This window comes from Ensifer sp. LC163 (assembly GCF_001695855.1).
GTDB lineage: Bacteria > Pseudomonadota > Alphaproteobacteria > Rhizobiales > Rhizobiaceae > Ensifer.
This window is the reverse complement of record NZ_MBSS01000023.1, coordinates 284006-309704: the sequence shown is the minus strand read 5'-3', so window position 1 is coordinate 309704 and position 25699 is coordinate 284006. Positions and strand designations below refer to the sequence as shown.

Genomic DNA, 25699 nt, shown 5'->3' with positions numbered 1-25699 from the left:
GTGTCATAAAGCGCCTTTCGCAATTGGACTACAACTTGCCATCTGCCATCAGCTTCGCCAGGCAGGACGATTGATAGTCAAAACCGGCGTGCGCGACAACGAGCCTTTTCACGGCTCCAAGCGCTTGCTCGCTCGGATCGATGCGCTGTCCGTTTGCGTCTTGAGCGATGATCTGACCGGAGGCTGCCACAACCAGTTGAAGGCCGGCGGCGATGTCCCAGGCGCTGAACTTGGACTCGTAGGCGACCGCCACCCGCCCGACGGCGACATAGGCGAGGTGGAGCGCGCAGGAGCCCAATCGTCGAACGGCACGGAAGGAGTTGACGAGATCTGCATAGGCCTCGAGCGCCTCAAGGTCCGGCCGCTCGCCCTCATAAGGTGCGTTGCTCAGGACTTCGACGTGGCGATCGCTGCTTGCCCGCAGGAAGGGCGAAACGACGTCGCCATTCAGCGTCAGACGCCCGGCGTTCGCCATGAACAGTTCTTCCCGCATCGGATCGTAGACGATGCCGCAGACCGGCTCGCCGGCGTGATAGGCCGCGATCGAAACGCAGAAGAACGGGAGGCCGGAGGCGAAATTGCTGGTGCCGTCGATCGGGTCGATGATCCAGGTCGTCTCGCCTTCGCCCTGCCAGCCGCTTTCCTCGCCGAGAATGCGCGATAGCGGCAGCCGCGACCAGATGATGTCGCAGGCGGCCCGTTCGGCGGCCTTGTCGCAGGCCGTGACGATGTCGAAGAAGCCCGCCTTCTGCTCGGTCCGCAGCGTCTCCGGGCTTGCCTCGATGAAGCCCTTGCGCGCAACGGCGCCTGCAGCAAGCGCGGCTTCCTTGGCAACGCTGGTGATCGTCTCGTAGAGATTGCGGAGGATCGGTTGGTTGATGGTCATGCGGCTTTTCCCATGTCGGCGGCTTCATTGTGCGGCAGGATCCAGACCGGCTGGCTGTCGACGGACAGGCGCAGCATCTGGCCGACTTCGGCCACGCCCGTGCGGTAATAATCGCTATCGAGGAAGACGCATTCCTGGCCCTCCAGGTCGGTCAGGTATTCGACGTAGGCGCCCTGGAACACCACGCGCCGCACCTTCGCCTGCATCGCGCCGTTGGCATCGACACGGATATGTTCCGGGCGCACGACGCAGCGCACCTGTTCGCCGGGCCTGAACGCACGGTTGCCGCGCGGCAGCGTGAAGGCGACCGTGGAGGCAATGCGGATCGACACCGTGGATTCATCCAGCTTTTCGACGCGGCCCTGCAGGATGTTTGCCTTTCCCATGAATTCGGCGACGAAGCCGGTGCCGGGACGCGAATAGACGTTAAGCGGCGTGTCGTCCTGCTCGATGACGCCGTTGCGCATCACCACCACCCGGTCCGAAATCGCCATGGCCTCGCTCTGGTCGTGGGTGACGTAGAGGCTGGTGATGCCGAGGCGAAGCTGGATCGCGCGCAATTCGTCGCGCATGCGCTCGCGAAGCTGCGCGTCAAGGTTGGAGAGCGGCTCGTCGAACAGCAGCACCTTCGGTTGGGTGACGACGGCGCGGGCAAGGGCGACGCGCTGCTGCTGGCCGCCCGAGAGCCGTGACGGCGAGCGGTCGGCGTAGGTCTCGAGCGCCATCGTCGCAAGAACAGAGGAGACCCGGTCCTTCATCTCGTGCCGCGGCAGGTTGAGAAGCCGCACGCCGTACTCAACGTTTTCGCGCACCGTCATGTGCGGGAAGAGAGCGTAGCTCTGGAACACCATGCCGACATTGCGGGCATTGACGGGGACATTGGTGACATCGCGCCCGCCGATGGTAATGGCTCCCTCGGAGGGCGTTTCGAAACCGGCAAGCATGCGCAGCGTCGTCGTCTTGCCGCAGCCCGAGGGGCCAAGCAATGTCACCAGCGTACCTTCTTCGATGACGAGGTTGAGGCGATCGACCGCCAGGCCCGCGGCCGCACCGGAAACACCGGGGAAACGCTTGGAGATATTGGAGAAGATGACTTTCGACATGGGATTACCTCTTGGGCGATGTCGACGACAGGAGAAGTTGCATGAGCGCCAGGATGGCGAGCACGACGAAGACGAGGATGCTGCAGTAGGCCGCTGCGACGCCGATCTTGAGCGTCTCCACCTGTGACAGGATGGTCACCGTGATCAGCGTCCAGTTGGCCGAAACCAGGAAGATCACCGCGCTCAGTGTCGTCAGCGACCGCGTGAAGGCATAGGAAAGCGACGTGAACAGCGCCGGCTTGAGCAGCGGCAAGGTGATCTGGAAGAAGGTCCGCGTATTGGATGCGCCGAGCGTCATCGAAGCTTCTTCGATCGACTTGTCGATCTGGCGAAGCTGGTTTGAGCCCGCTTCGATGCCCACCTGAAGGTTCTTCACCACCATGGCGGCGACCACAATGAAAGCGGTGCCGGTCAGGAGCAGCGGCGGCGCGTTGAAGGTGCTGACATAGCCGATGCCGAGAATGGTGCCCGGCGCGGCGAAGGAGAGCAGCGTGCCCCAGCGCAAAAGGAAGCTGCCGGGAAACGCCTTCCGGACCAGGAGATAGGCGATCAGCATGCCGGCGACGGCCGTCACAGGCGTGGCGATACCCGCCAGCAGCAAGGAATTGGTGAGCGTCTGGAAGCCAGCCGTGAAGACCGTTGCGTAGTGGTCGGTCGTCAGCGTGTTGTCGATGCCCGGCAGCCGGGTGAAGGAGACGTAGATGACCGTCAGGTAGAACAGCAAGATCGCAAGGACGATGGCGTAGCAGAGCATCGAAAGCGGCAGCACCACGGCCGCGCCGGAAATACGGATCGTCTGAGCCGTCGGCTTGCCGGTCACGGTCACATAGCTTCGCTTGGCTACCCAGTAGCGATGGACAAGGAAGGCGGTGATCGAGGGAACCAGCATGAGGCTTGCGAGCAGCGCGCCGGAATGCAGGTCGAAGTAGCCGACCATCTGTGAATAGGCTTCGACGGCGAGCGTGTTGAAATTGCCGCCGATCAGCATGGGATTGCCGAAATCCTCGACCGATTTGACGAACACCAGCAAGGCCGAGCTCAGGATCGCCGGCGTGACGAGCGGCAGCGTCACCCGCGAGAAGGTGATCCAGCGCGAGGCGCCGAGGGAGGCGGAAGCATCCTCCAGCGCACTGTCGATCGATTGCAGCATGCCGCGGATGTTGAGATAGGCGATCGGCGTGAAGGCGAGCGACTGGATCAGGACCAGGCTGTGAAAGCCGTAGACGTTGGCGTTGCGGATGCCGAGCAGCTCACGGGTGATGAGGCCCGAGCGTCCGAACAGGATCACCACCGCGAGCGCCATGACGAAAGGCGGCGAGATGATCGGCAGCAGCGCCACGCCATGCACGAAGGTCTTGCCCGGCATGGTCGTGCGCGTGGCCGAGAAGGCAAGCACGAAGCCGGTCAGGGTGGCAATCACGGCCGAGGTTGCGCCGAGGAGCAGCGTATTGAACAACGATTCCCAGACGAAGGATTTCGTCAGCACCTCGGCGAGGGCTGCGAGATCGAAGCCGCGGTCGGTGACGACAGCCTGCTTCAGAACGGTGAAGATCGGCAAGGCCGCGAAGACGAGCACCGAGAGCGTGACGACGGCGAAAATGCCGAACAGCCACGGGTCGACGACGATCTTGCGCAGGAAGGCCGGCGATGCCCCCGTCCGCCCGGACGGGGTCGCTTGCGAGACGAGGGTCATGGCGAGGCTCCTTGCCGGCGTTACTTGGCGTCGGCCTTGTGGCGCACGTCGTTTTCGTAGCGCTCCAAGAGGCGCGCGCGATTTTCGCCGGCCCAGCTGAAGTTGTAATCGATCATCTTCACGTTGGAGAGGTCGATCTTGGCCGCCGGGTTCTTGTAGCCCGGCACGATTGGCCCGCGGAACGTCGCGCCAATGGCAGCCTGGCCCTTTTCCGTCAGCACCCAGTCGAGAAACGCGGCGGCAGCCTTCGACTGCTCCTCGGGCGCATTGGCGATGGCCGCCGCTGCATTCACCTCGAAGCCGGTGCCTTCTTCAGGAAAGGCGTAGCCGACCGGGTAGCCCTGCGCCAGGGCCGCCTCGATATCCTGGGTATAGGCCATGGCAAGCGCGATCTCGTTGTTGGCGACCATGCGCGACGGCGCGACGCCGGAGCGCGTGTACTGAACGACATTTTCGTCGATTTTCTTCATCAGCTCGAAGGCCGGCTCCTCGCCGAAAAGCTGAACCATGGAGGCAAGAGCGACATAAGCCGTTCCGGAAGAGGCCGGATGGGCAAGGGCGACGCTCTGCTGGAAGGCTGGATCCGCGAAGGATTTCCAGCTTGTCGGCGGCTTGGCGCCGGTTTCATCGAGAACGGCCTGGCTGTAGGCAAAGACGATCGGTGAGATGGAAATGGGGGTCCAGCGGCTCTCCTTGTCGATGTAGCGCTGGTCTATCTTGTCGATGCCGGCATTCTTGTGCGGTGCCAGGAGACCCTCATTGGCGGCCTGGATAAAGTTGTCGGCAGCGCCTGCCAGCCAGAGCCCAGCCTGGGGATTGCTCTTTTCCGCGCGAATGCGGGCGAGGATTTCACCAGCGCCGATGCGCACGAACTGCGCTTCGATGCCGGTGTCGTCCTTGAACGCCTTCAGGACGGAGGCGCAATCGTCTTCCGACATCGGGCAATAGACGGTCATTCCCCCGGCATGGGCGCTACCGGACGAGAAAACTGAGCATAGGGCAACAAGCGCTGAAGCCAGCGCGAAACGGCGTGACATATCGATTTCCTCCAACGATCGCATCGGCCTCTCCCGAGAACCCTTCCTGGGCCTTCGTGGTCTCACTCGCCGTGCGTGACCATCGTGATAATGAAGGAATCTACATTTGTCAAAATAAATGTAGCTTAGCTACATTTCCCACCGGGCACTTGAGGTAAGCGACAAAGAGTGTTTCCAGGCAGGACGATTTATCCGGCGGAAGCGTGTCGCCGAGCAGACATACGGCGCGGGCCGGCGATCCTATCGCCAGGCATAGAACGCCAGGCCAATGGCGACGGCCAAGGTGAGTGCGGCGAACAGCAGGTTCAGCGTGGATTGGTACTTGCTGAAACTATGGGCGGCGCGACAGCCCGCCAGCGCGCCGAGAGCCCCGCCGCCGACGAAGGAGAAGGCGAGTGGCCAATCGACCAGGCCGGAGAACGTGTAGCTTGCACCCGTGGTGAGACCGAAAGCGGAAATGGCGACCAGCGACGTGGCGATTGCGTTGATCGTCGGCATGCCGGTCGAAACCATCAGGCCCGGCACGATCAGGAAGCCGCCACCGATCCCGAAGAAGCCCGAAATGATGCCGGTTCCGGCTCCAAAGGAGAGCACTTTCGGCGCGTTTCTGGGCGTGCAGGTCGACGCCGGATCGCCAGCCAGGTGGCGTCGCTTCAGCATGGTGAGGCTGACAACGGCCATCAGCGCCGCGAACAACAGCAACAGCCGCTGGCCCTCCAGAGCCTTGCCGAGCGTCGCGCCGATCCATGCGCCACCGATACCGGTGATGCAGTACATTGTCGCACAGCGCCATTTCACCGTGCCGTGTCGCGCATGCACCGCCAGTCCCGAGAGCGCATTCGCTGCGACGGCGACGGCGCTCGTCCCGATCGCCACATGCACGTTGCTGACGCCGACGACATGGACGAGCAGCGGGACGGCCAGAATGGAGCCGCCACCGCCGAACAGCCCGAGGCTGAAGCCGACGAGACCGCCGCAGAGCGCTGCCAGGATGTATTGGACAAGATCCAGCGTCATGGTTCGGCACCGTGCCGGCGGGGAAACGATGGCGCCTGCGATGCGCCGAAGCCGGAAGACGGCCTGGGCGCAGAGTGTGCTCGTGAATGGAGCGGCGTCAGGACCATGCCGCACCTTGCAGGGCGTCGATGGGGAGTTTCAGGTAGCGCCGGCCGTTTTCCTCCGGCTCCGGAGGCCGACCGCCGTTGATGTTGACCTGCAAGGCATGGAGGATGAGCTTGGGCATCGGCAGCGTTCGGTCCCGTTCCTCGCGGAACGCGACGAACTCGCTTTCGCAGCCATAGCGCGTCAAATGGATGTTGTCCGCCTTCTGCCCGGCAACCGTGCTTTCCCAACGCGGCTCGCGTCCACCGGGCTGATAGTCATGGCCGACGAAGATACGGGTGTCGTCGGCCAGGGCCATGATGTCGCGGATGCTCGCCCAGAGCGCATTGGCGCTGCCGCCGGGGAAATCCGTGCGCGCGGTTCCGCTGTCCGGCATGAAGACCGTGTCGTGCACGAAGGCGGCGTCACCGACGAGATAGGTGATCGATGCCAGCGTATGGCCTGGAGAGAACATCACTCCGGCCTCGAGACTGCCAATCCGGAATGTGTCGCCGTGATTAAACAGCCGGTCCCATTGCGATCCGTCCGTTTGCAGGTTTGGCCAGTTGTAGATGTCGGCCCACAGTTTCTGGACATCGACGATGCGCGTGCCGATGGCCGTGGGCGCGCCGGTCTCAGCCTTCAGATAGGCGGCGGCGGAAAAGTGGTCTGCATGCGGATGGGTGTCCAGGATCCATTGGACGTCCAGGTCCTGGGCCCGCACGAAGTCGAGCAGCCGGTCGGCGTTGGCCGTCGCTATCGAGCCGGACTTCTCGTCGAAGTCGAGCACCGGATCGATGATCGCACAGGCCCGCGTTTTCGGATCGCTGATCACATATTGCACGGACCAGGTTCGCGGGTCGAAGAAAGCCGCAATGTCGGGCCTGGCCATGCCTCATGCCTCCGCTGCAAGTGCGGCGCGCGGGAAGAAGATCGCCCGCGCCGGGTCGAAATCATAGTGCCGCTCGTAGCTGGTCGCGTCGGCGGCGAGCCCGGCGACGGCGTCGAGGATGAACGCCACTTCCTCGTCTGCAAGCAGGACGCTGAAGTTCAGTCGAACAAAGCCCGGCTTCAGCATTTCCTGGCCTGCGAGGATGGCCTCGCGCAGGCGCTGCGACTGGTGATCGTCGATGCCCAGCAGCCGGTGCACATAGGGCCCGGCGCAGGCGCAGCCGCCGCGCGCCTGAATGCCGAAGCGATCGCTGAGCATGCGGGTCACGAGCTGCTGGTGGACATGACCGCCCTTGTCGTCCTTGACGCGGAAGGAAAAGATCGGCAGCCGCCTTGGTTCCAGAGGGCCAAGCAGTTCCAGCCGCTCGACGCCCCGCCATGCGGTGATTGCGCGGCGCGTCAACTCGGCATTTCTGGCCTGCATTGCCTCGGCGCCGATCGCCTCCTTGACGAGGAAGGCGAGGGCGGCTCTGATATCGCCGACGACGTTCGGCGTGCCCGCCTCCTCGCGCGCCTCAAGGCTGTTGCTGTAGTCGTGGCCGGTCGGCGAAACGAATTTGACGGTGCCGCCACCGGGCCAGGATGGCTTGGCGATGACAGCCGCGTCACGTCGCAGGATCAGCACACCTGACGTGCCGGGGCCGCCGATGAACTTGTGCGGAGAGATGACCACGGCGTCGATTGCGGTGTCTTTATCGGGCGACATGTCGATCGGCAGGTAGGGCCCTGCACCGGCATAGTCCCACACCATCTTTGCACCTGCGGCCTTCGCGATCCTGGTGACATCAGCAACGTCGGTGACGATGCCGGTGACATTGGAAGCAGCGGAGAAGGCGCAGACGACGAGATCGGCTGGCTGCCTTAGCGCTTCGCCCAGGGCGGCGAGGCCCGGTCCGCCAGTCGGACACTCGGCGATCTCGACCACCTCGGCGCCGCTTTCGCGCCAGGGCAGGATGTTGGAATGATGCTCATAGGGGCCGATCAGGATGCGAACGCGCCGGCCGGCGGCGACCGCGTCGTCAACCCCCAGCAGCTTCACCAGCCGATTGATGCCGGCAGTGGCGCCGGAGCCGGCGAAAATGACGGCGTGCTCGGGCCCTGCCCCACAGCAGGCGGCGATCGCCGCGCGCGCATCGCGGCGCAGCCTGGTCATGGAGCCGCCGCAGTAGGAAGCCTCGGTGTGGCTGTTAGCGTAGTAGGGTAGCACCTGTTCGAGAATGAAATGCTCGATCTGCATCAATGCTCGGCCCGAAGCGACATAGTCGGCATAGACGAGCTTCTTGACGCCGAACGGCCCCTCGATCTTTGTGTTCTTGCCGACCAGTCCGGCTCGCAGGGCCGCGATCGCGTTATCGCCAGCAAGGCTCTCCCGAAACGCATCGAGCGGACCGGTAAGGTGTGGCTGGCGTGGGCACGGCGTCGTCATCGTTTCCTCCCGGGGTCGGACAGACGATAAGTCTAATCGAGCCGTTGCATGGAAACCTCATCATTCTTATGCTTGTATGCGCCGCAATCGGGTCGTATGATCGCTGAAATGGAAAAAATCGACGAAATTGATATGCGGATCCTATCCTGCCTGCAAAAGGACGGCACGATCTCGCAGCGTGATTTGGCCGACCGTGTCGGCCTGTCGCAGAATGCCTGCTGGCGGCGCCTGCAGCGGCTGAACGCCAGCGGGCTCGTGCTTGGTACCCATGCCGCGGTCGACGTCGCAGCGCTCGGCTTCGACCTCACAGTGTTCGTGATGATCCGCACCCGCCACCATTCCAAGGAATGGGCCGACAGCTTCCGCAAGCATGTCGAGCGCCTGCCGGAGGTGACGGATCTGTACCGGATCGGCGGCGACTGGGATTATCTGATCAAGGTGGTGACACGCGGCATGGCCGGCTATGACGCCTTTTATCAGAAGCTGATCACCGATTTCGACCTGATGACGGTCACCGGTTTCTTCTCGATGGAAACCATCATCAGCAACCGCATGCCCGACCTGCGCGGTCTTACCCGGTAACGTGCACGTGGTGCTCCAGCGCGGCCGTTGCGCCGCAGTCTACGGGTCGAAGGGCGCACAGCATTTGTTGCCGACCGGTATCGCCGCCGCAAGAAAGGTGTCGAGGGCCGGATTCTGGTCCGAACGACGCCAGACAAGGCCGGTTTCCACCTCCGGTACACGGCCGGCCAGTGGCAAATAGGTCGCGCCGCGCCGCTGAAGGTTGGTCATCGATCGGGGGACCAAGGCGACCCCAAGGCCGGATGCGACCAGACCGACGATCGTCTGCATCTGGATGGCTTCCTGGTAGGTCGAGAATGCCATTCCGTGCTCGGCGAAATATCCCGAGACGATATCGTGAAAGGCCGGTGCGGCCCGCCGCGGAAAAACGATGAGGGGCGCCTTGAAGAAGTCGGCTGGCTCCAGAACACTTCCTGCAAAACCCACTCGCTGCTCCTCGATCCAGGCCGTGGGCACCGCGGCAACCAGCGGTTCCCGCAGTAGCGGCAGGTAGGAAAGGGTGGGATGAAGGGACGCCTGGTTGGGGGCAATGATCAGCCCGACATCGATCTCTTCATCGAGCAGCGCCTCTATCTGGATATCGCTGGTGGCTTCGCGCATCGTCAGTTCCACATGCGGATAGGCCGCGCGATAGCGGCTGACGATGTCGGGCAATACGCTATAGTCGGCCGTGCTGACGAAGGACAGACGCAGGTGCCCGATCTCGCCGCGTGACAGCCTTTTTGCGGTGTCGGCAAGGCCGTTCGCCCCGTCGAGCACCTGGCGGACGTGGACGAGCCACTGCCTGCCGACGGATGTCAGTTCCACGTTCCGCTTGGTACGTTTGAAGAGCTGCACCTTCAGCTCCTTCTCCAATGCGAGGATGGATTGACTGAGCGGCGGCTGCGTCATGTTGAGGCGGGAGGCCGCATGGCCGAAATGCAGTTCTTCGGCGACGGCGACGAACTGGCGAAGTTGCCTCAAATCCATGATCTGTCTCGATTGATATTCTCTGCGACTTATTTGTTCGAGAAAAGTATATTTCACAGTCGCCTTGAACGCCAGTACACTCGACCTCGAACCAACTGAGGGAGCAAGTCATGGCCTACAACGAACGCTCGAAACACATCACGCAAGGTGTCGCACGGTCCCCCAACCGGGCAATGTACTATGCGCTCGGCTACGAGAAGGCCGATTTCGCCAAGCCGATGATCGGCATTGCCAACGGTCATTCGACGATCACGCCCTGCAATGCCGGGCTGCAACCGCTGGCCGACGCCGCTGTCGCGGCAATCAAGGCTGCCGGCGCGAATCCGCAGATCTTCGGAACGCCGACGATTTCCGACGGCATGTCCATGGGCACCGAAGGGATGAAGTATTCGCTTGTGTCCCGCGAGGTCATCGCCGACTGCGTGGAAACCTCGGTGCAGGGCCAGTGGATGGACGGCGTCCTCGTCCTCGGCGGTTGCGACAGGAACATGCCGGGCGGCATGATCGGCATCCTTCGCGCCAATGTTCCGGCGATCTATGTCTATGGCGGCACGATCAAACCCGGCCACTGGAAGGGGCAGAGCCTTTCGGTCGTCTCCGCGTTCGAAGCCGTCGGCGCCTTCATGGCCGGCCGGATGAGCGAAGAGGATTTCGAAGGCATCGAACGCAATGCATGTCCGTCGACCGGCTCTTGTGGCGGCATGTATACGGCCAACACCATGAGTTCGTCCTTCGAGGCGCTCGGCATGTCGCTTCTTTATTCCTCCAACATGGCCAATCCTGACCAGGAAAAGCTGGATAGCGCCGCGCAATCGGCCCATGTCCTGGTCGAAGCCGTCAAGAAGGGCATCAAGCCCAGGGACATCGTCACGCGTAAGTCGATCGAAAATGCGGTCGCCCTGATCATGGCGACGGGCGGATCGACCAACGCGGTGCTGCATTATCTTGCCATCGCGCATGCGGCGGAAGTCGAGTGGACACTGGACGATTTCGAGCGCGTTCGCCGCAACGTCCCCGTCCTCTGTGATCTCAAGCCATCGGGCAGATACATGGCCGTCGACCTGCACCGGGCGGGCGGCGTGCCGCAGGTGTTGAAGATCCTTTTGAATGCGGGCCTTCTGCACCACGACTGTCTGACGATCACGGGCAGGACGATCGGGGAAGAGCTTGCAGCCGTTCCGGACCAGCCCCGCTCGGACCAGGACGTTATCCGGCCGTATGAAAGACCGATCTACCGCGAGGGCCACCTCGCTGTGCTGAAAGGGAACCTGGCCGAAGGCGGTGCCGTTGCCAAGATCAGCGGCTTGAAAAGCCCCGTGATGAGCGGGCCTGCGCGGGTGTTCGAGGACGAACAATCGGCGATGGATGCCATATTGTCGGATAGGATCAGGCCCGGCGATATCCTCGTGCTGCGCTATCTCGGGCCGAAGGGCGGCCCCGGCATGCCCGAGATGCTGGCGCCGACTTCGGCGATCATCGGCAGGGGCTTGGGCGACAGCGTCGGTCTCATCACCGACGGCCGCTTCTCGGGCGGAACCTGGGGCATGGTGGTTGGTCACGTCACGCCGGAGGCTTTCGAAGGGGGCACGATCGCGCTGGTGCAAGAGGGGGACCGGATCGTTATCGACGCCCATCGACAGTTGCTGCATCTCGACGTCGGCCCGGAAGAACTGGCAAGAAGGCGCGCCCACTGGCGACAGCCGGAGCCGCGCTACAAGCGCGGGGTACTGGCAAAGTTTGCAGCGCTGGCGCGCCCGGCCAATGAGGGCGCCGTCACCGGGTGATCTGGCTTTCCGGTCTTGGGCCAGCGGCCTGCTCTATCTGCGCGAAAAGGCCCGATCGTGTTGCTGCCGGCGCCTGCCGCCCTAGTTGGTGGCTGTGGTGATGGTGATATTGCGATCGTCAGTGCCAAGCCTCGTGTAGGGACAAGGCAGCAAAAGTCAGTCCGGAGATATTTCGCGAAGGACCAAGGCTATGGAAGAGACCGAAGCGCCGCGGGAGCCGCGCGCGATGTCGCGCCGCATGGCCATTGCCTATGCGATCGGCCTGCCGCTTTCGCTGCTGGCGTTGATCTTCGTGCCGGCCGGCACGATTGCCTGGCGCCCTGGTTGGATGTTCCTGGCGGTCCTGATCTTGAGTTTCGGCGCTTCCGCTCTGGTGCTTGCACGGGTCAATCCTGTGATCTTCCGCGCGCGCAGCCGGTTTCAGGCGGGCACGAAAAGCTGGGACATGGCTCTGCTTGCCGTCATCCTGCCGGCAATGGTTGCGGTGCTCCCGGTCGCAGCGCTTGATGCCGGGCGGTTCCATTGGTCGATCGTTCCGACCTGGGCGATGCTGTCGGGCTACGGCGCCATGCTGGCCGGCGTCGCGGTGACCGCCTGGGCGCAGGCGGTCAATCCGTTCTTCGAGCCGGGTGTGCGGATTCAATCCGAGCGGCATCACCGCGTGATCGATACCGGCCCCTATCGTTTCGTCCGTCACCCCGGCTACATCGCCGCTCTGTTCCTCTTCTTCGGCATGGCGCTTGCGCTCGGCTCGTTCTGGGCGCTCATTCCCGCAGCGCTGGCGGGGACGCTGCTCGTGCTGCGCACGTCGTGGGAAGATCGGCTGCTGCGGGCCGAGCTTTCCGGATATGAAGCCTATTCCCGTCGGGTTCGATGGAGGCTGGTTCCCGGCATCTGGTGACGCCGGCGATCTTTCATCCCCCAATTTTGTACCGGACACCCAGCATTAACCTGACTAGCAAACTCATGACTTTGCCCTCGGATCGCCGACGCTCGGGTCACGAGAAATCCCGCTCGGCATCATCACCGCTCTGATCAGCGTTCCCGTTTTCGCGGGCAATCGCGCCATTGGCCGAGCCTCGCCGCTCGACAGGCGGGTCGCACCCCTTTACATCGCTCGCCATGGAACTCCGCTTCAACCGCCCCGCCTTCGTATTCTCCATCCTGCTGTTCGTCGTCCTCGTCCTGCTGGCGACGGTCGGGGCCGGATGGGGCTGGATCCGCGGCTTTTCCGGTGATGTCCTTGCCGTGATGTGGGTTTACTGCATGCTCGCATCGGTGGTGACGGCTCGACCCCAACTGGTCGCCGGTATCGCATTCTCGCTTGGCGTGGCGGTCGAACTTGCACAGTACCTGGCGTCCAATTTCGGTGTCCGCGTTTCCAACCCCAATTTGAGGATTGTGCTCGGGGCGACGCCGGATTGGTGGGATGTGCTGGCCTATGCGCTGGGTGCCGTCCTCGTATTGGGCATGGCGATGCTCGGCCGCTTCCGGCAGCGCCGCACCGTTGCACTGCGCGCGCTTTGATTAGACGGGCGCGGGCGCAGGCGAAACCAGTTCCATTGCCCCGGTCACCAGGCGCGCGACACGAGCCGTATCCGGCACCTCGCCAAAGAGGATGCGGTACATGATGGGCGAGACGACGCGGTCCATGACGGCGTCGACATCCGGAAATGCTTCGCCGCGGCCTTCAGCGCGCGCCGCGATCACTTCGATCTGCTGTTTGGTGAAGTTGCAGCACTGATAGGCGCCGCTGCCGTCCTGCGCCGCCAGCACATCGCGTATCATAGCGCGCCCGGGTTTCGAGGACATCTCCTCCGCATATTGCTCGGCCCAGGCCAGCAGATCTCGGCCGCCAATCCCGGTATCGACCGGCTCCATGTCGGGTCTCAGCCGCTCGACTGCGACATCGGCCAACAGTTCCTGGATGTCGCCCCAACGGCGGTAGATGGTCGACGGCGTCACGCCCGCTTCCGCGGCGATCATCGGAATGGTGACCTCCGCGCGCTCCATTCTTGTCATCAGAGCCTGCACGGCCCCGTGCACCGATGCCTGTACCCTGGCGCTTCGTCCGCCCGGGCGTGGACCTTCCTTGCCTGCCATTCCAACTCTTCCTTCCGTCTGCAGCATATAGATCAGAAACTTTCACAGCACCATAAACGCAAATTATTTGCTTTTGTGGCTGTCCGCTCCTACATCGACTAAACGCAACGATTTAGCGTTAAGGATTATATAGATGTTCTCCTCTGCCAAATCCAGTGACAGTGGCGCTGCCGCCGCCAACCCCATCGCCTTCCACGCGGTCACGCTTGCCACATTCTTCGGCGCGTCGGCCGCACCCACGCCGCTTTACCGCATCTATCAGGAAAGCTTTGCAGCCTCGCCGGTCATGATGACGGGAATCTTCGCGGTCTATGCTTTCGCGCTTCTCATCGCGCTTTTGATCGCCGGTTCGATCTCCGACCACCTCGGCCGGAAGCCGGTGATTTTCGGTGCGCTGCTTCTCGAAATCGTGGCGATGATACTCTTCGTCGTTGCCGACGGACCGTCCTGGCTGATCGCGGCGCGCGTTGTTCAGGGGCTTGCCACCGGTATCGCCGGCGCCTCGATCGGCGCGTCGCTGGTTGATGTCGATCGCGCCCAGGGCCAGCTCGTCAATTCGCTCGCGCCGCTGATCGGCATGGCCGTTGGCGCCTTGGGGACCAGCGCACTCATTCAATACGGCCCATTTCCCCTTCACCTCGTCTACGGGCTGCTTCTGATCGGCTTTGCGTTGCAGGCAGTGGCGATATGGCTGACGCCGGAGACGGGCGGCAAACGCATCGGCGCGCTCTCCTCGCTCAAGCCGACGATCGCCATTCCGCCTCAGATCAAGCGGCCGCTCGCGCTGGTGACCCCGATCAACATCGCCAACTGGGCCCTTGGCGGCTTCTATCTCTCGCTGATGCCCTCGCTCGTCGCGTCCGTTACCGGCAGCAGGGCGCCGTTGACCGGTGGCGCAGTGGTTGCCGCGCTGATGGCGGCCGGTGCCTTCAGCGTCTTCCTGCGTCGCGCATACAGTCCTCGGGCAAACGTAACCTTCGGCGTCTCGGCCACGACCGCCGGCATGCTGGTCGTGGTTGCCGGCACTCACCTGGCGAATGTGCCAGTCATGACCCTCGGCACGCTACTCACCGGCGCCGGCTTCGGCACCAGCTTTCTCGGCATCATGGGGTCGATCATGCCGCTCGCCAAGGCGGAGGAGCGCGCCGGGTTGCTGTCCGCCTTCTACATCCAGAGCTATCTGGCCTTCAGCCTGCCGGCGATGGCAGCAGGGTTTCTTGCAAAGACGCTGGGCTATCAGGCGACCACCGACATTTACGCCGCCGTCATCATCGTCACCGCCGTTGGCGGACTCATCGCCAGCCGTGAGCGCCGGGCAGCGGTGTCGGCGGTTTCATGACCAATCATTGCAGGCGCGCTCAGCCACAAATCGAACGAAGAAAGCGCTTCTCTATGGAATAGAGCTTCATAACGCCCGTTATCCCTTCGGACGGGAGATGCCGGTTCGTTTTTCAAGAAGGAGTCATGGGCGTGAAGAACCACTGGAAACTGAGCACCGCCCTCATCGCCCGCGTTACCGCCTTTGCCGGCGTCGAAGCGCAGGCAAGGCAGAGCACCGCGCCCGGGCACGCATTCGGCAGGCTCGCGGGCGGGCACGACGACGGTACCATCATCGTTGCGGGTAAATGTCCGCCTTGATCGCGGCGTCATCCCGACGAAACGGGATCACCTGAACAAGCGGCGTGGGCAATGACGTCCGATGCGGGTCGAACCGCTCCCCCCCGAAAAAAAAGGGACGGTTCAGTTCTGGTCGAGCGCCCGTGTGAGGCTGAGCGCCACCAGCGTGCAGATTGCCCCGGAGATCAGATAGCCGCCGATGAAGACGATGCCGAAGCTGGTCGCAAGTCCAAGCGCCACCAGCGGCGCGAAGGCGGCGCCGACGAGCCATGCCAGATCCGAGGTCAGCGCTGCTCCGGTGTAGCGGTAATACTGGGTGAAGCGCGAGGAAACGGCGCCAGACGCCTGGCCGAAGGTGAGGCCGAGGACGCCGAAGCCGATCAGGATATAGGCGTCTTGTCCGGCCCCGCCGGCATCAAGAAGGAAGGGTGCGGAGAAACTGAAGATCGCGATCAGCGTCGCGCCGAACATCAGCTCGTTGCGGCGGCCGACGCGGTCGGCAATCACGCCCGACACGACAATGCCGATCGTGCCGACGGCTGCGCCTGCCACCTGAACCAGCAGGAACCGGGCGGCCGACTGTCCGCCGTTCAGGATGACCCAGCTCAGCGGGAAGATCGTCACCAGATGGAACATCGCAAAGCTCGCCAAGGGCACGAAGGCGCCGAGCACCACGTCCAGCGCGTGCTTGCTCAGCATCTCGAACACCGGCCGGGCCTGCAGTTCCTGTGCCTCCATCGCCGCGCCGAATTCCTTGCTGGCGACGATGCGCAGCCGCGCGAACAGCGCCACGACGTTGATCGCAAACGCCACGAAGAAGGGATAGCGCCAGCCCCAGGAGAGGAAATCATCCTCGGAAAGATTGGCAACGAAATAGCAGAAGATGATGCTGGCGAGCGCAAAGCCTATGGGTGCCCCGAGCTGCGGGATCATCGCATACCAGCCCCGGTGGTTCGGGGGCGCGTTGAGGTTGAGCAAGGATGCAAGCCCGTCCCATGCGCCGCCGAGCGCAAAGCCCTGTCCCAGTCGGAAAAGCGCCAGCAGCGCCACCGCCCAGTAGCCGATCGTCTCGTAGCCCGGAAGGAAGGCGATCGATGCCGTCGAGCCGCCGAGGATCACCAGGGCGATCGTCAGCTTGGTGCCGCGCCCGTAGTTGCGGTCGATCCACATGAAGACGAGGGAACCGACCGGACGGGCGATAAAGGCGAGCGGAAAGATCGCAAACGACATCAGCGTGGCAGCAACCGGGCTGGGTGCGAACGGGAAAATGAGTTTTGGAAAAACCAGGATCGAGCCGAGGCCGTAGACGAAGAAGTCGAAGAATTCCGACATGCGGCCGATGACCACGCCAATGGCTATGCTGCCCGGCGACAGCGGCTTGTCGTCATGGATGCGACGGGCGTCCCGCTCAAGGCCTGAAGACGTAGGATTGACGACCGAGCTCATAAATTCCTCCCGGCGATTTGTGCCGCCTCGTCGGAATGTTGATCAATCAACGTTCGAGATCAAGGAAAGCGGCGAAAAAAACGTGAACTCATCGGCATCTTCCAATGGTCGGCCGGCGAGGATGCCCTAGATTGGGCCTTTGCGGACGTCGCCGTCCACTCTGCTGCGATGCGACAGAATGCTGCAGTGCGACGAACAACCTCATTCCACCGAGCCCGATACGCGATTAGTGCCGACTAGACAAAACGCAAATGGAGCCCGAAATGCCCACTCCATTGAAGCTCGCCGGACGATCGGTCGTTCTTCTCTCTACCCTGGCCCTTGCCGGGTGCGACCTGGTCGTGATGTCGCCCTCCGGCGATATTGCGGCGCAGCAGAGAGATCTGATCGTCGTTTCGACGATCCTGATGCTGATCATTATCGTGCCGGTGCTTTTCCTGACGCTGTTCTTCGCCTGGCGCTACCGCCAGTCCAACACGGCGGCCAGATACGACCCGGAATGGCATCACTCGACCGGCTTGGAAGTCGTCATCTGGTCTGCGCCGCTGGCGATCATCATTGCGCTCGGCGCCATCACCTGGATCAGCACCCACAAGCTCGATCCCTACAGGCCGCTCGACCGGCTCGATGCCAATCGACCCGTTCCCGCCGATACAAAGCCTCTGACGGTCGAGGTCGTGGCGCTCGACTGGAAGTGGCTGTTCTTCTATCCGGATTACGGCATCGCCACCGTCAACGAGATGGCGGCACCCGTTGATGTGCCGATCAACTTCAAGATCACATCATCCTCGGTCATGAACTCCTTCTACGTGCCGGCACTGGCCGGCATGATCTATGCGATGCCCGGCATGCAGACCAAGCTGCACGCCGTCATCAACGAGAAAGGCGAATACGAAGGCCTGTCGTCCAACTATAGCGGCGACGGGTTCTCGCACATGCGCTTCAAGTTTCACGGGCTGGAGCAGGCGGGCTTCGACGATTGGGTCGCAAGGGTCAAGCAGAACGGCACCATGCTCAACCGCGACAGCTACCTGAAGCTCGAAAAGCCGAGCACCAAGGAACCGGTCCGTTACTACGCCAGCGTCGAGAACGGACTTTACGAGGCGGTGCTCAACATGTGCGTGCGCACCGGCCAGATATGCATGAACGACATGATGCACATCGACATGATGGGCGGTGCAGGCGTCGAAAGCCACGAGAACCGCGCCAAGCTCGAGCATGACAACCGCCATGCGGGGGAAACGGGCCATGCCGGCGAAGCGGCCCCGGGCGCCACCTTCCCGGCGACAGGCAATCCATCAAAGAGCGAAGAGCCGGCCGAAGGCTTCGACAACGAGCCGCAGTCGATGAACCGCGACATGCACAACATGCACGGGGACCAGAAGGCGCCCGCCGAGAACCAGGACGGCCCGGTGCCTGCGCAGTTGAACAACGCCGGCATCACAAAGCCCTGACGCCCGCATTTCAAGAGAATTTGGATAGCCCTATGTTCGGTAACACCAACCTCACACAATTCATCTTCGGGCGGCTCACCTTAGAAGCGATCCCCTATCACGAGCCGATCCTGGTGGCGACGTTCATCGCCGTGGCGATCGGTGGCCTCGCCATCCTGGCGCTGATCACCAAATACAGGCTCTGGGGCTACCTCTGGAACGAGTGGTTCACCAGCGTCGACCACAAGAAGATCGGCGTCATGTACGTGATCCTGGCGCTCGTCATGCTGATGCGCGGCTTTGCCGACGCGATCATGATGCGGCTGCAGCAGGCGATCGCCTTCAACGGCAATGAAGGCTATCTCAATCCGCATCATTACGACCAGATCTTCACCGCCCATGGCGTGATCATGATCTTCTTCATGGCCATGCCGTTCGTGACCGGCCTGATGAACTATGTCGTGCCGCTGCAGATCGGCGCCCGCGACGTCTCCTTTCCGTTCCTCAACAATTTCTCGTTCTGGATGACGACGGCTGGTGCCGTCATCATCATGATGTCGCTGTTTGTCGGCGAGTTCGCCCGCACCGGATGGCTCGCCTATCCGCCGCTTTCGGGCGCCGATTACAGTCCGGGCGTCGGCGTCGACTATTATATCTGGGGCCTGCAAGTGGCGGGTGTCGGCACGACGTTATCAGGCATCAACCTGATCGCGACCATCGTCAAATTACGCGCGCCGGGGATGACGCTGATGAAGATGCCGGTCTTCACCTGGACGTCGCTCTGCACCAACATCCTGATCGTTGCAACCTTCCCGATCCTGACGGCCACGCTCGCCTTGCTGTCGCTCGACCGCTACGCCGGCACCAATTTCTTCACCAATGACCTTGGTGGCAACCCGATGATGTATGTGAACCTCATCTGGATCTGGGGCCATCCGGAAGTCTATATCCTCATCCTGCCGGCCTTCGGCATCTTCTCGGAGGTCGTCGCCACCTTCTGCGGCAAGCGCCTCTTCGGCTACGCCTCCATGGTCTATGCGACCTGCGTGATCATGATCCTGTCCTATCTCGTCTGGTTGCACCACTTCTTCACCATGGGGTCGGGCGCATCGGTCAACGCCTTCTTCGGCATCACCACGATGATCATCTCGATCCCGACGGGGGCGAAGATGTTCAACTGGCTGTTCACCATGTATCGCGGCCGCATCCGCTACGAAGTGCCGATGCTGTGGACCGTCGGCTTCATGGTCACCTTCGTCATCGGCGGCATGACCGGCGTCATGCTGGCGATCCCGCCGGCCGATTTCGTGCTGCACAACTCGCTGTTCCTGATTGCCCACTTCCATAACGTCATCATCGGCGGCGTCGTCTTCGGCTTGATGGCGGGCCTCGTCTACTGGTGGCCGAAGGCCTTCGGCTACAAGCTGGATCCGTTCTGGGGCAAGATGAGCTTCTGGTTCTGGCAGATCGGCTTCTTCTTCGCCTTCATGCCGCTCTACGTGCTCGGCCTGATGGGCGTCACCCGCCGCGTGTCGCAGTTCGAGGATCCTTCGCTGCAGATCTGGTTCGTCATCGCCGCCTTCGGCGCCGTCCTGATCGCACTCGGGATCGCTTCCTTCGTCATCCAGCTTATCGTCAGCTACCTCAGGCGCGATCAGCTGCGCGACACGACCGGCGATCCGTGGCACGGCCGGACGCTGGAGTGGTCGACCTCCTCGCCGCCGCCGGAATACAACTTCGCCTTCACCCCGGTCGTGCACGATCACGATAGCTGGTACGACATGAAGAACCGCGGCTACGAGCGCCCGCTCGGCGGCTTCAAGCCGATCCATATGCCAAGGAACACCGGAACCGGCGTCATCCTGGCGGGGTTCAGCGGCGTGCTCGCCTTCGCGCTGATCTGGTACATCTGGTGGCTCGCGATCGTCTCGTTCGTTGCCATGCTGGCCGTGGCGATCGGGCATACGTTCAACTACAAGCGGGATTTCTACATCCCCGCAGCGACCGTGACGGCAACGGAAGACGCCCGTTCCGAACTTCTGGCGGAGCGGAGCTGAGATGACCAACAAGACCCAAGTTGAAGCAACCGAAGCGCCGCAGTTCTACCTTGAGGAGGAGCACCATCCCGAAGGCAGCACCATGCTCGGCTTCTGGATCTATCTGATGAGCGACTGCCTCATCTTCGCAGTCCTCTTTGCCACCCACGGCGTGCTCGGGCGCAATTATGCGGCCGGTCCGTCACCGGCCGATCTGTTCGATCTGTCGCTTGTTGCCTTCAACACGGCGATGCTTTTGTTCTCCTCGATCACCTATGGCTTTGCCATGCTCCAGATGGAGCGCAACGCCAGGATGGAGACGATCTTCTGGCTCGGCGTGACAGCCGTGTTCGGCCTGGCGTTCCTCGGCGTGGAACTCTACGAGTTCTATCACCTGATCCTTGAGGGGGCCGGCCCGACACGCAGCGCCTTCCTGTCGTCGTTCTTCACCCTGGTCGGCACGCACGGCCTGCACGTCACCTTCGGCATCATCTGGATCGTGACGATGATGGTGCAGGTCAAGATGCATGGCCTGATCCCCGAGAACCGCCGCCGGCTGATGTGCCTGTCGATGTTCTGGCACTTCCTCGACGTCATCTGGATCGGCGTCTTCTCCTTCGTCTATCTGATCGGAGCCATCGGATGAGCCCACAGCCACACAGCCTCGCCCATGAAGATACCAGCCAGGCCCATCATGGCCACAGCCACGGTCACCAAGCGGGCCACGGCTCGCTTAAGAGCTACATGATCGGCTTCGTGCTTTCCGTCGTCCTGACCGCCATTCCCTTCAGTCTGGTCATGAGCGGCGTGCTCGACAGCAAGATGATGACGGCCGTGCTCGTCATGGGCCTCGGTGCCATCCAGATCGTCGTGCACATGGTCTTTTTCCTGCACATGAACCCGCGCTCGGAAGGCGGCTGGACGATGATGGCGCTGATCTTCACCCTCATCATCGTCGGCATTGCGCTCGCCGGCTCGCTCTGGGTCATGCATCACCTCAACGTCAACATGATGCCCATGACGCACGAGATGATGAAGAACATGCCATGACGGCCCGTTGACGGGGGTGGCCATGAACGAGCGTGCGGCAGACATGAAGGCGGGCGCGCGGCCCTCGCGCTCCCGCCTCGTTCTCACCGTCGCCCTGTCGGCGCTGGCGGTGGTTTTCATCGCTCTCGGCTCCTGGCAGGTGCAGCGTCTCTTCTGGAAGCTCGACCTGATCGCCCGTGTGGACGCCCGCGTTCATGCCGAACCGGTGCCGGCGCCGCCCCCGCCGGGATGGCCCGGCATCAGCGCGGAAAAGGACGAATATCGTCGCGTGACCGCACAGGGCACCTTCGACCATGAACGGGAAGTGCTGGTTCAGGCGGTCACCGAACGCGGCGCCGGCTTCTGGGTGGTGACGCCGATCGTCCAGGCGGACCGTTCGACCATCCTGATCAATCGCGGCTTCGTCCCGTCGGATCGGCGCGATGCTGCCGGGCGCGCTCAAGGCGAGACGTCCGGTATCATCGATGTCACCGGCCTCTTGCGCATGTCCGAGCCGGGCGGCGGCTTCCTGCGCTCCAACGACCCGACAGGCGACCGGTGGTATTCCCGTGACGTCGTTGCGATTGCCAAGGCCAAAGGCCTGGCGAATGTCGCGCCCTACTTCATCGATGCCGACGCCACGCCCAATCCGGGTGGCCTGCCGGTTGGCGGTCTGACGGTGATCAGCTTTCGCAATAGCCACCTCGTCTATGCGGCAACCTGGTACGTGCTGGCGCTGATGAGCGCGGCGGGCATCTTCATCGTTTACCGCTCGCGAGTGGGTTGAGACCCTGGCGAGAGAGCGTCGGCCCGGATAGGTTTCACGACAACGGGCATCTCCCAGGTCCGATGGCCGCAGATACATACCCGGCTGAACAAACGCGCGTCGTGACCCATCAAACATAGGCATAAAGAGCTCCCATGCAGTCAGGCATCAGCATCGAACAGCCGGCACGATTGCCCGCGTCGGCGGGTTGCTCGCGCCGTCGATCCGCCCGATCATGGCGACAAGCTTCACGACTGCGCTCGGCGTCATTTCGGGCCCGCTGCTGCTTGCGGCACGGAGTGTCTTCCTGATCGGTGCGGAAACCCGCAATCAGGGTCTCGTGTGAGACCTGGGCTGAAGGCCGGAGAGAAAAGCCCCGGGCCGAAAGATTTTCCCGAGCTTTGGCTGTCTCCTTGTCGCCCTTCGTCTCCGTCGCAGCCGTTCCGTCAGTCTGCTTCCGGCGCGTTGCGGCCGGTGCATTCGTCGAGATAGCCACCGAGATGGCGCGCTCCACCATCCCGCCAACAGAGCCCGCTCGCAAGCCCGCCTGCGAGAAGCGGCAGGTGCTTGTTAACCATTTGTTAACCATCCGTCGCCTAGATCCTGGCAACGAAAAATTAACGAAGATGATCAAAGTGCTAACAGACGCTCGTTCGATCCGTATCAAGGGCCGCTCGTTCCTGAGCCTCGCGCTGTCGCCGGAGCTACCGCTCGATTCGTGGCTGACGCGGCTTGACGACCTGGCCGCACGCTCGGCGGGCTTCTTTCTCGGCCGGCCGGTGGTGCTCGACATCGTCGATCTCGAAATCGACCGGCCACAGTTGAAGGGCCTGCTCGACGAACTCGCCAAGAGGAATGTCCGGGTCCTGGGCATTGAGGGCGGGCGTCCCTCCTTGTTCGAGCCGGGCATGCCGCCATCGATGAGAGGCGGCCGACCGGCGCCGGATTTCGAGGCAGCGGCAGGCGAATTGATCGCCGGAGAGCCAAAGGCACCTGAGGCTGTCTCCGTCGTCGGCCAGGAAACGCCGGCGGCCAGAGCGACAGCTTCGATCATCGTCAGGGAACCCGTTCGCTCCGGACAATCGGTGATCTTTCCGGAAGGCGATGTCACCGTGATCGGGTCGGTCGCATCCGGTGCGGAAATTATCGCCGGCGGTTCGATCCATATCTACGGAGCGCTCAGGGGGCGGGCGCTGGCGGGGTCGGTGGGCAACACTTCGGCGCGCATCTTCTGCCGCCGGCTCGAGGCGGAACTGCTGGCCATCGATGGTGTCTACAAGACCGCCGACGACATGGCGGCCGAGCTTCGCGGACAATCGGTGCAGCTTTGGCTCGAAGACGACTCGATCATGGCAGAGAGACTTAACTGAGCCGGCTGCCGGCCAGGAAACAGGAGCGGAAGATGGCGAAAGTAGTTGTTGTTACATCGGGCAAAGGCGGCGTCGGCAAGACGACGTCGACCGCTGCTCTCGGCGCGGCGCTCGCGCAGCGCAACGAGAAGACCGTCGTCGTCGATTTCGATGTCGGCCTGCGCAATCTCGACCTCGTCATGGGTGCCGAGCGCCGGGTCGTCTATGACATGGTCAACGTCATTCAGGGCGACGCCAAGCTGCCGCAGGCGCTGATCCGCGACAAGCGCCTGGACACGCTCTTCCTGTTGCCGGCATCGCAGACCCGTGACAAGGACAGCTTGACGCCGGAAGGCGTCGAGCGTGTCATCAACGATCTGAAGAAGCATTTCGACTGGATCATCTGCGATAGCCCGGCCGGGATCGAGCGCGGCGCCACGCTTGCCATGCGCCATGCCGACATGGCCGTCATCGTGACCAATCCGGAAGTCTCCTCGGTCCGCGACTCCGACCGGATCATCGGCCTGCTCGACGCCAAGACGGAGAAGGCGGAGCGGGGAGAACGGGTCGAGAAACACCTGCTGCTGACCCGCTACGACGCCCTGCGCGCGGAGCGCGGCGACATGCTGAAGGTCGACGATGTCCTGGAGATCCTGTCTATCCCGCTGCTCGGCATCGTTCCCGAGAGCATGGACGTGCTCAAGGCATCCAACATCGGCGCTCCGGTGACGCTCGCCGACAGCAAGTCCGCCCCGGCGCTCGCCTATCTCGACGCAGCCCGCCGGCTTGCGGGCGAAACCGTGCCGATGACCATTCCGGGCGAAAAGCGCGGTCTGTTCGGCAAGATCTTCGGACGGAGGGCAGCATGAGCATTTTCCGTTTCTTCAAAAAGCAGAGTTCGGCCCCGACGGCGCGCGAGCGACTGCAGGTCCTTTTGGCGCATGAGCGGGCCTCCGTCGGTCAATCGGATCTCGTGGCGCTGCTGCGCGAAGAGATCCTTGCGGTCATCTCCAAGCACGTTCAGATCGACGACGACAAGGTCACGGTCAAGATGGACCGGGGCGAACACGTGACGACGCTGGAAGTCGATATTGAAATCCCGATCGCCGCAGGCGCTCGGGCGGCCTGATAACTGGCCCCAGTGTGATATCGGGCAGCGGGGGGGTATTGATCGATTGGATCAGCTTGCCCTGCTGCCTGACGCATCCCGCCATCCTGTGCTACTGCATGATTTTACAGCGTCGGTAGCGCGTCATATTCGGCGCGCGGCACTGTAGGGCTCCGCCATGTCTCTTGAGCAAGTGGACTGTATTGTCGCGGGAGCCGGCGTTATCGGGCTTGCTGTCGCGCGCGCGCTTGCACAGGCGGGCCGCGAGGTGATCATTGTCGAAGCGGCTGACCGCATCGGCAGCGAAACCTCATCCCGCAACAGCGAAGTCATCCACGCCGGGATCTATTATCCGGCGGGCAGCCTGATGGCACGTTTGTGCGTCGAGGGCCGGACATTGCTTTACGCCTATTGCCGGGAACGCGGCATCCCCCACCGGCAGTGCGGAAAGCTGATCGTGGCGACCTCGGTGTGCGAACTTGAGCAACTGCCTGATATCGCGGCCCGGGCGGCAAGGAATGGTGTGCCGGATCTCCGGCAAATCTCGGCCGCGGATGCCCGCATCCTCGAACCGGCGCTTGCCACGACCGGCGCCCTCCTGTCGCCGGCGACCGGCATCATCGACAGCCACGCCTACATGATGTCGCTGCTCGGCGACGCCGAGAATGCCGGTGCGGTTCTCGCGCTCAACAGTCCCGTCGAGCGGGGCAAAGTGGCCGATAGCGGTATCGTCGTCGATGTCGGCGGCGCCGAACCGGTGAGCCTTGCTTGCCGCCTGTTCGTGAACGCCGCCGGCCTCGCCGCACCGAAGCTGGCGCGCCGACTTGAGGGCATGCCTCTCGCGCTGGTGCCGAAGGAATACTATGCCAAGGGCGATTATTTCTCGCATGTCGGCAAAGTGCCGTTCTCGCGATTGATCTACCCCGTGCCGGTCAAGGGCGGCCTCGGGATCCATCTGACGGTCGACATGGCCGGCCAGGCGCGCTTCGGCCCCGATATCGAGTGGGTCGACGCATTGAATTATGACGTCGATCCGGCGAAGGCTGCATCGTTCTACGCCGGTGTCCGTCGCTATTTTCCTGACCTGAAGGACGGCGCGCTCGTGCCAGCCTATTCCGGTATTCGCCCGAAGATCGTGCCGCCCGAAGTGGCGAGCCAGGATTTCGTCGTTCAGGGGCCAAGCGTGCACGGCGTACCCGGACTGATAAATCTGTTCGGCATCGAGTCACCCGGCCTGACCGCATCTCTGGCGTTGGCGAAGCTTGTCGCAGAAATCTAGG

The 25699-nt window shown here is 62.8% G+C and carries 26 protein-coding genes; 15 read left to right on the top strand and 11 right to left on the bottom strand.

All coding sequences use genetic code 11. The features are described from left to right. Window positions 1-28: 28 nt before the first annotated feature. The 7 genes from BC360_RS19600 to BC360_RS19570 form a co-directional block, all read right to left on the bottom strand. Window positions 29-886, bottom strand: a complete 858-nt coding sequence (locus tag BC360_RS19600; RefSeq protein WP_065796585.1) for an inositol monophosphatase family protein — start codon at window positions 884-886, stop codon at window positions 29-31. Next, window positions 883-1989, bottom strand: coding sequence for an ABC transporter ATP-binding protein (locus tag BC360_RS19595; protein WP_065796584.1), 1107 nt, complete (start codon window positions 1987-1989; stop codon window positions 883-885). Before BC360_RS19595 ends, BC360_RS19600 begins: the two co-directional genes overlap by 4 nt. Before the next feature lie 4 nt (window positions 1990-1993). Continuing rightward, the gene (locus BC360_RS19590) at window positions 1994-3682 is read right to left on the bottom strand and encodes an ABC transporter permease (protein ID WP_065796583.1); all 1689 of its coding nucleotides are present in this window, start codon (window positions 3680-3682) and stop codon (window positions 1994-1996) included. A 20-nt stretch (window positions 3683-3702) separates the two neighbouring features. Further along, a complete protein-coding gene (locus BC360_RS19585; RefSeq protein ID WP_083222656.1) occupies window positions 3703-4719 on the bottom strand; it encodes an ABC transporter substrate-binding protein in 1017 nt (338 codons plus the stop codon). A gap of 240 nt (window positions 4720-4959) precedes the next feature. Further along, window positions 4960-5736 (bottom strand): sulfite exporter TauE/SafE family protein, encoded by a 777-nt coding sequence (locus tag BC360_RS19580; protein ID WP_065796745.1) that lies wholly within the window; start codon window positions 5734-5736, stop codon window positions 4960-4962. 97 nt (window positions 5737-5833) lie between these two features. Further along, window positions 5834-6655, bottom strand: coding sequence for an MBL fold metallo-hydrolase (locus tag BC360_RS19575; protein ID WP_244512786.1), 822 nt, complete (start codon window positions 6653-6655; stop codon window positions 5834-5836). A 60-nt stretch (window positions 6656-6715) separates the two neighbouring features. After that, window positions 6716-8197: an aminotransferase class V-fold PLP-dependent enzyme gene (locus BC360_RS19570; protein ID WP_065796580.1), complete on the bottom strand. Its 1482-nt coding sequence runs from the start codon at window positions 8195-8197 to the stop codon at window positions 6716-6718. Window positions 8198-8293: 96 nt separating this feature from the next. On the opposite strand from BC360_RS19570, the gene BC360_RS19565 reads away from it, so the two are divergent. Beyond that, window positions 8294-8779: an Lrp/AsnC family transcriptional regulator gene (locus BC360_RS19565; RefSeq protein ID WP_065785276.1), complete on the top strand. Its 486-nt coding sequence runs from the start codon at window positions 8294-8296 to the stop codon at window positions 8777-8779. A gap of 39 nt (window positions 8780-8818) precedes the next feature. On the opposite strand, the gene BC360_RS19560 is transcribed toward BC360_RS19565, so the two are convergent. Beyond that, window positions 8819-9748, bottom strand: coding sequence for a LysR family transcriptional regulator (locus BC360_RS19560; RefSeq protein WP_065796579.1), 930 nt, complete (start codon window positions 9746-9748; stop codon window positions 8819-8821). Between the two features lie 110 nt (window positions 9749-9858). On the opposite strand from BC360_RS19560, the gene ilvD reads away from it, so the two are divergent. From ilvD to BC360_RS19545, 3 genes are all read left to right on the top strand, one after another. Then, window positions 9859-11532 (top strand): dihydroxy-acid dehydratase, encoded by a 1674-nt coding sequence (gene ilvD, locus BC360_RS19555; protein WP_065796578.1) that lies wholly within the window; start codon window positions 9859-9861, stop codon window positions 11530-11532. Window positions 11533-11722: 190 nt separating this feature from the next. Continuing rightward, window positions 11723-12433 (top strand): methyltransferase family protein, encoded by a 711-nt coding sequence (locus tag BC360_RS19550; RefSeq protein ID WP_202618642.1) that lies wholly within the window; start codon window positions 11723-11725, stop codon window positions 12431-12433. Window positions 12434-12600: 167 nt separating this feature from the next. Continuing rightward, window positions 12601-13059 (top strand): DUF2809 domain-containing protein, encoded by a 459-nt coding sequence (locus tag BC360_RS19545; protein WP_244512784.1) that lies wholly within the window; start codon window positions 12601-12603, stop codon window positions 13057-13059. Here BC360_RS19545 and BC360_RS19540 read toward each other — a convergent pair whose 3' ends face one another. Next, the gene (locus tag BC360_RS19540; protein ID WP_065796576.1) at window positions 13060-13635 is read right to left on the bottom strand and encodes a TetR/AcrR family transcriptional regulator; all 576 of its coding nucleotides are present in this window, start codon (window positions 13633-13635) and stop codon (window positions 13060-13062) included. Between the two features lie 133 nt (window positions 13636-13768). On the opposite strand from BC360_RS19540, the gene BC360_RS19535 reads away from it, so the two are divergent. Together BC360_RS19535 and BC360_RS32190 are read left to right on the top strand one after the other, a co-directional pair. Continuing rightward, complete coding sequence (locus BC360_RS19535; protein ID WP_065796575.1) at window positions 13769-14974, top strand: MFS transporter; 1206 nt, start codon at window positions 13769-13771, stop codon at window positions 14972-14974. A 125-nt stretch (window positions 14975-15099) separates the two neighbouring features. Then, on the top strand, window positions 15100-15273 hold the full coding sequence (locus BC360_RS32190) for a hypothetical protein (RefSeq protein ID WP_161491386.1): 174 nt from the start codon (window positions 15100-15102) through the stop codon (window positions 15271-15273). A 102-nt stretch (window positions 15274-15375) separates the two neighbouring features. On the opposite strand, the gene BC360_RS19530 is transcribed toward BC360_RS32190, so the two are convergent. Then, window positions 15376-16698 (bottom strand): MFS transporter, encoded by a 1323-nt coding sequence (locus BC360_RS19530; RefSeq protein WP_065796574.1) that lies wholly within the window; start codon window positions 16696-16698, stop codon window positions 15376-15378. Window positions 16699-16961: 263 nt separating this feature from the next. Here BC360_RS19530 and cyoA point away from each other — a divergent pair, with 263 nt between their 5' ends. Genes cyoA through BC360_RS19505 form a run of 5 tightly spaced genes read left to right on the top strand, consistent with a single transcriptional unit; the run spans window position 16962 to window position 21983 of the window. Then, window positions 16962-18152 carry a ubiquinol oxidase subunit II gene (cyoA, locus tag BC360_RS19525; protein WP_065796573.1) on the top strand — a complete coding sequence of 397 codons (1191 nt, stop codon included), beginning with the start codon at window positions 16962-16964 and terminating at the stop codon, window positions 18150-18152. Window positions 18153-18184: 32 nt separating this feature from the next. Next, window positions 18185-20188 (top strand): cytochrome o ubiquinol oxidase subunit I, encoded by a 2004-nt coding sequence (gene cyoB / locus BC360_RS19520; RefSeq protein WP_065796572.1) that lies wholly within the window; start codon window positions 18185-18187, stop codon window positions 20186-20188. Between the two features lies 1 nt (window position 20189). Beyond that, window positions 20190-20813, top strand: coding sequence for a cytochrome o ubiquinol oxidase subunit III (gene cyoC / locus BC360_RS19515; protein WP_065785068.1), 624 nt, complete (start codon window positions 20190-20192; stop codon window positions 20811-20813). After that, the gene (gene cyoD, locus BC360_RS19510) at window positions 20810-21217 is read left to right on the top strand and encodes a cytochrome o ubiquinol oxidase subunit IV (RefSeq protein WP_065796571.1); all 408 of its coding nucleotides are present in this window, start codon (window positions 20810-20812) and stop codon (window positions 21215-21217) included. The genes cyoC and cyoD overlap by 4 nt, the downstream gene beginning before the upstream one ends. A gap of 22 nt (window positions 21218-21239) precedes the next feature. Beyond that, entirely contained in the window at window positions 21240-21983 is a 744-nt protein-coding gene (locus BC360_RS19505) for an SURF1 family protein (RefSeq protein WP_083222637.1), read from the top strand. A 425-nt stretch (window positions 21984-22408) separates the two neighbouring features. Here BC360_RS19505 and BC360_RS32985 read toward each other — a convergent pair whose 3' ends face one another. Next, the gene (locus tag BC360_RS32985; protein WP_274533935.1) at window positions 22409-22540 is read right to left on the bottom strand and encodes a hypothetical protein; all 132 of its coding nucleotides are present in this window, start codon (window positions 22538-22540) and stop codon (window positions 22409-22411) included. Window positions 22541-22588: 48 nt separating this feature from the next. On the opposite strand from BC360_RS32985, the gene minC reads away from it, so the two are divergent. The 4 genes from minC to BC360_RS19485 all read left to right on the top strand — a co-directional run bounded on the left by minC (window position 22589) and on the right by BC360_RS19485 (window position 25698). Next, window positions 22589-23332, top strand: coding sequence for a septum site-determining protein MinC (minC, locus tag BC360_RS19500; protein WP_065785066.1), 744 nt, complete (start codon window positions 22589-22591; stop codon window positions 23330-23332). 32 nt (window positions 23333-23364) lie between these two features. Beyond that, window positions 23365-24180, top strand: a complete 816-nt coding sequence (gene minD, locus BC360_RS19495; RefSeq protein ID WP_065785065.1) for a septum site-determining protein MinD — start codon at window positions 23365-23367, stop codon at window positions 24178-24180. Continuing rightward, window positions 24177-24440 carry a cell division topological specificity factor MinE gene (gene minE / locus BC360_RS19490; protein WP_065785064.1) on the top strand — a complete coding sequence of 88 codons (264 nt, stop codon included), beginning with the start codon at window positions 24177-24179 and terminating at the stop codon, window positions 24438-24440. Before minD ends, minE begins: the two co-directional genes overlap by 4 nt. A 157-nt stretch (window positions 24441-24597) precedes the next feature. Continuing rightward, window positions 24598-25698: an NAD(P)/FAD-dependent oxidoreductase gene (locus BC360_RS19485; RefSeq protein ID WP_065796570.1), complete on the top strand. Its 1101-nt coding sequence runs from the start codon at window positions 24598-24600 to the stop codon at window positions 25696-25698. Window position 25699 lies beyond the last annotated feature (1 nt).

What these genes read in the sequence shown, in the direction of transcription:
- BC360_RS19600 (WP_065796585.1), bottom strand. Translation starts at nt 886, where the DNA reads ATGACCATCAACCAACCGATCCTCCGCAATCTCTACGAGACGATCACC.
- BC360_RS19595 (WP_065796584.1), bottom strand. Translation starts at nt 1,989, where the DNA reads ATGTCGAAAGTCATCTTCTCCAATATCTCCAAGCGTTTCCCCGGTGTT.
- BC360_RS19590 (WP_065796583.1), bottom strand. Translation starts at nt 3,682, where the DNA reads ATGACCCTCGTCTCGCAAGCGACCCCGTCCGGGCGGACGGGGGCATCG.
- BC360_RS19585 (WP_083222656.1), bottom strand. Translation starts at nt 4,719, where the DNA reads ATGTCACGCCGTTTCGCGCTGGCTTCAGCGCTTGTTGCCCTATGCTCA.
- BC360_RS19580 (WP_065796745.1), bottom strand. Translation starts at nt 5,736, where the DNA reads ATGACGCTGGATCTTGTCCAATACATCCTGGCAGCGCTCTGCGGCGGT.
- BC360_RS19570 (WP_065796580.1), bottom strand. Translation starts at nt 8,197, where the DNA reads ATGACGACGCCGTGCCCACGCCAGCCACACCTTACCGGTCCGCTCGAT.
- BC360_RS19565 (WP_065785276.1), top strand. Translation starts at nt 8,294, where the DNA reads ATGATCGCTGAAATGGAAAAAATCGACGAAATTGATATGCGGATCCTA.
- BC360_RS19560 (WP_065796579.1), bottom strand. Translation starts at nt 9,748, where the DNA reads ATGGATTTGAGGCAACTTCGCCAGTTCGTCGCCGTCGCCGAAGAACTG.
- ilvD (WP_065796578.1), top strand. Translation starts at nt 9,859, where the DNA reads ATGGCCTACAACGAACGCTCGAAACACATCACGCAAGGTGTCGCACGG.
- BC360_RS19550 (WP_202618642.1), top strand. Translation starts at nt 11,723, where the DNA reads ATGGAAGAGACCGAAGCGCCGCGGGAGCCGCGCGCGATGTCGCGCCGC.
- BC360_RS19540 (WP_065796576.1), bottom strand. Translation starts at nt 13,635, where the DNA reads ATGGCAGGCAAGGAAGGTCCACGCCCGGGCGGACGAAGCGCCAGGGTA.
- BC360_RS19535 (WP_065796575.1), top strand. Translation starts at nt 13,769, where the DNA reads ATGTTCTCCTCTGCCAAATCCAGTGACAGTGGCGCTGCCGCCGCCAAC.
- BC360_RS32190 (WP_161491386.1), top strand. Translation starts at nt 15,100, where the DNA reads ATGGGCGTGAAGAACCACTGGAAACTGAGCACCGCCCTCATCGCCCGC.
- BC360_RS19530 (WP_065796574.1), bottom strand. Translation starts at nt 16,698, where the DNA reads ATGAGCTCGGTCGTCAATCCTACGTCTTCAGGCCTTGAGCGGGACGCC.
- cyoA (WP_065796573.1), top strand. Translation starts at nt 16,962, where the DNA reads ATGCCCACTCCATTGAAGCTCGCCGGACGATCGGTCGTTCTTCTCTCT.
- cyoB (WP_065796572.1), top strand. Translation starts at nt 18,185, where the DNA reads ATGTTCGGTAACACCAACCTCACACAATTCATCTTCGGGCGGCTCACC.
- cyoC (WP_065785068.1), top strand. Translation starts at nt 20,190, where the DNA reads ATGACCAACAAGACCCAAGTTGAAGCAACCGAAGCGCCGCAGTTCTAC.
- cyoD (WP_065796571.1), top strand. Translation starts at nt 20,810, where the DNA reads ATGAGCCCACAGCCACACAGCCTCGCCCATGAAGATACCAGCCAGGCC.
- BC360_RS19505 (WP_083222637.1), top strand. Translation starts at nt 21,240, where the DNA reads ATGAACGAGCGTGCGGCAGACATGAAGGCGGGCGCGCGGCCCTCGCGC.
- BC360_RS32985 (WP_274533935.1), bottom strand. Translation starts at nt 22,540, where the DNA reads ATGGTTAACAAGCACCTGCCGCTTCTCGCAGGCGGGCTTGCGAGCGGG.
- minC (WP_065785066.1), top strand. Translation starts at nt 22,589, where the DNA reads ATGATCAAAGTGCTAACAGACGCTCGTTCGATCCGTATCAAGGGCCGC.
- minD (WP_065785065.1), top strand. Translation starts at nt 23,365, where the DNA reads ATGGCGAAAGTAGTTGTTGTTACATCGGGCAAAGGCGGCGTCGGCAAG.
- minE (WP_065785064.1), top strand. Translation starts at nt 24,177, where the DNA reads ATGAGCATTTTCCGTTTCTTCAAAAAGCAGAGTTCGGCCCCGACGGCG.
- BC360_RS19485 (WP_065796570.1), top strand. Translation starts at nt 24,598, where the DNA reads ATGTCTCTTGAGCAAGTGGACTGTATTGTCGCGGGAGCCGGCGTTATC.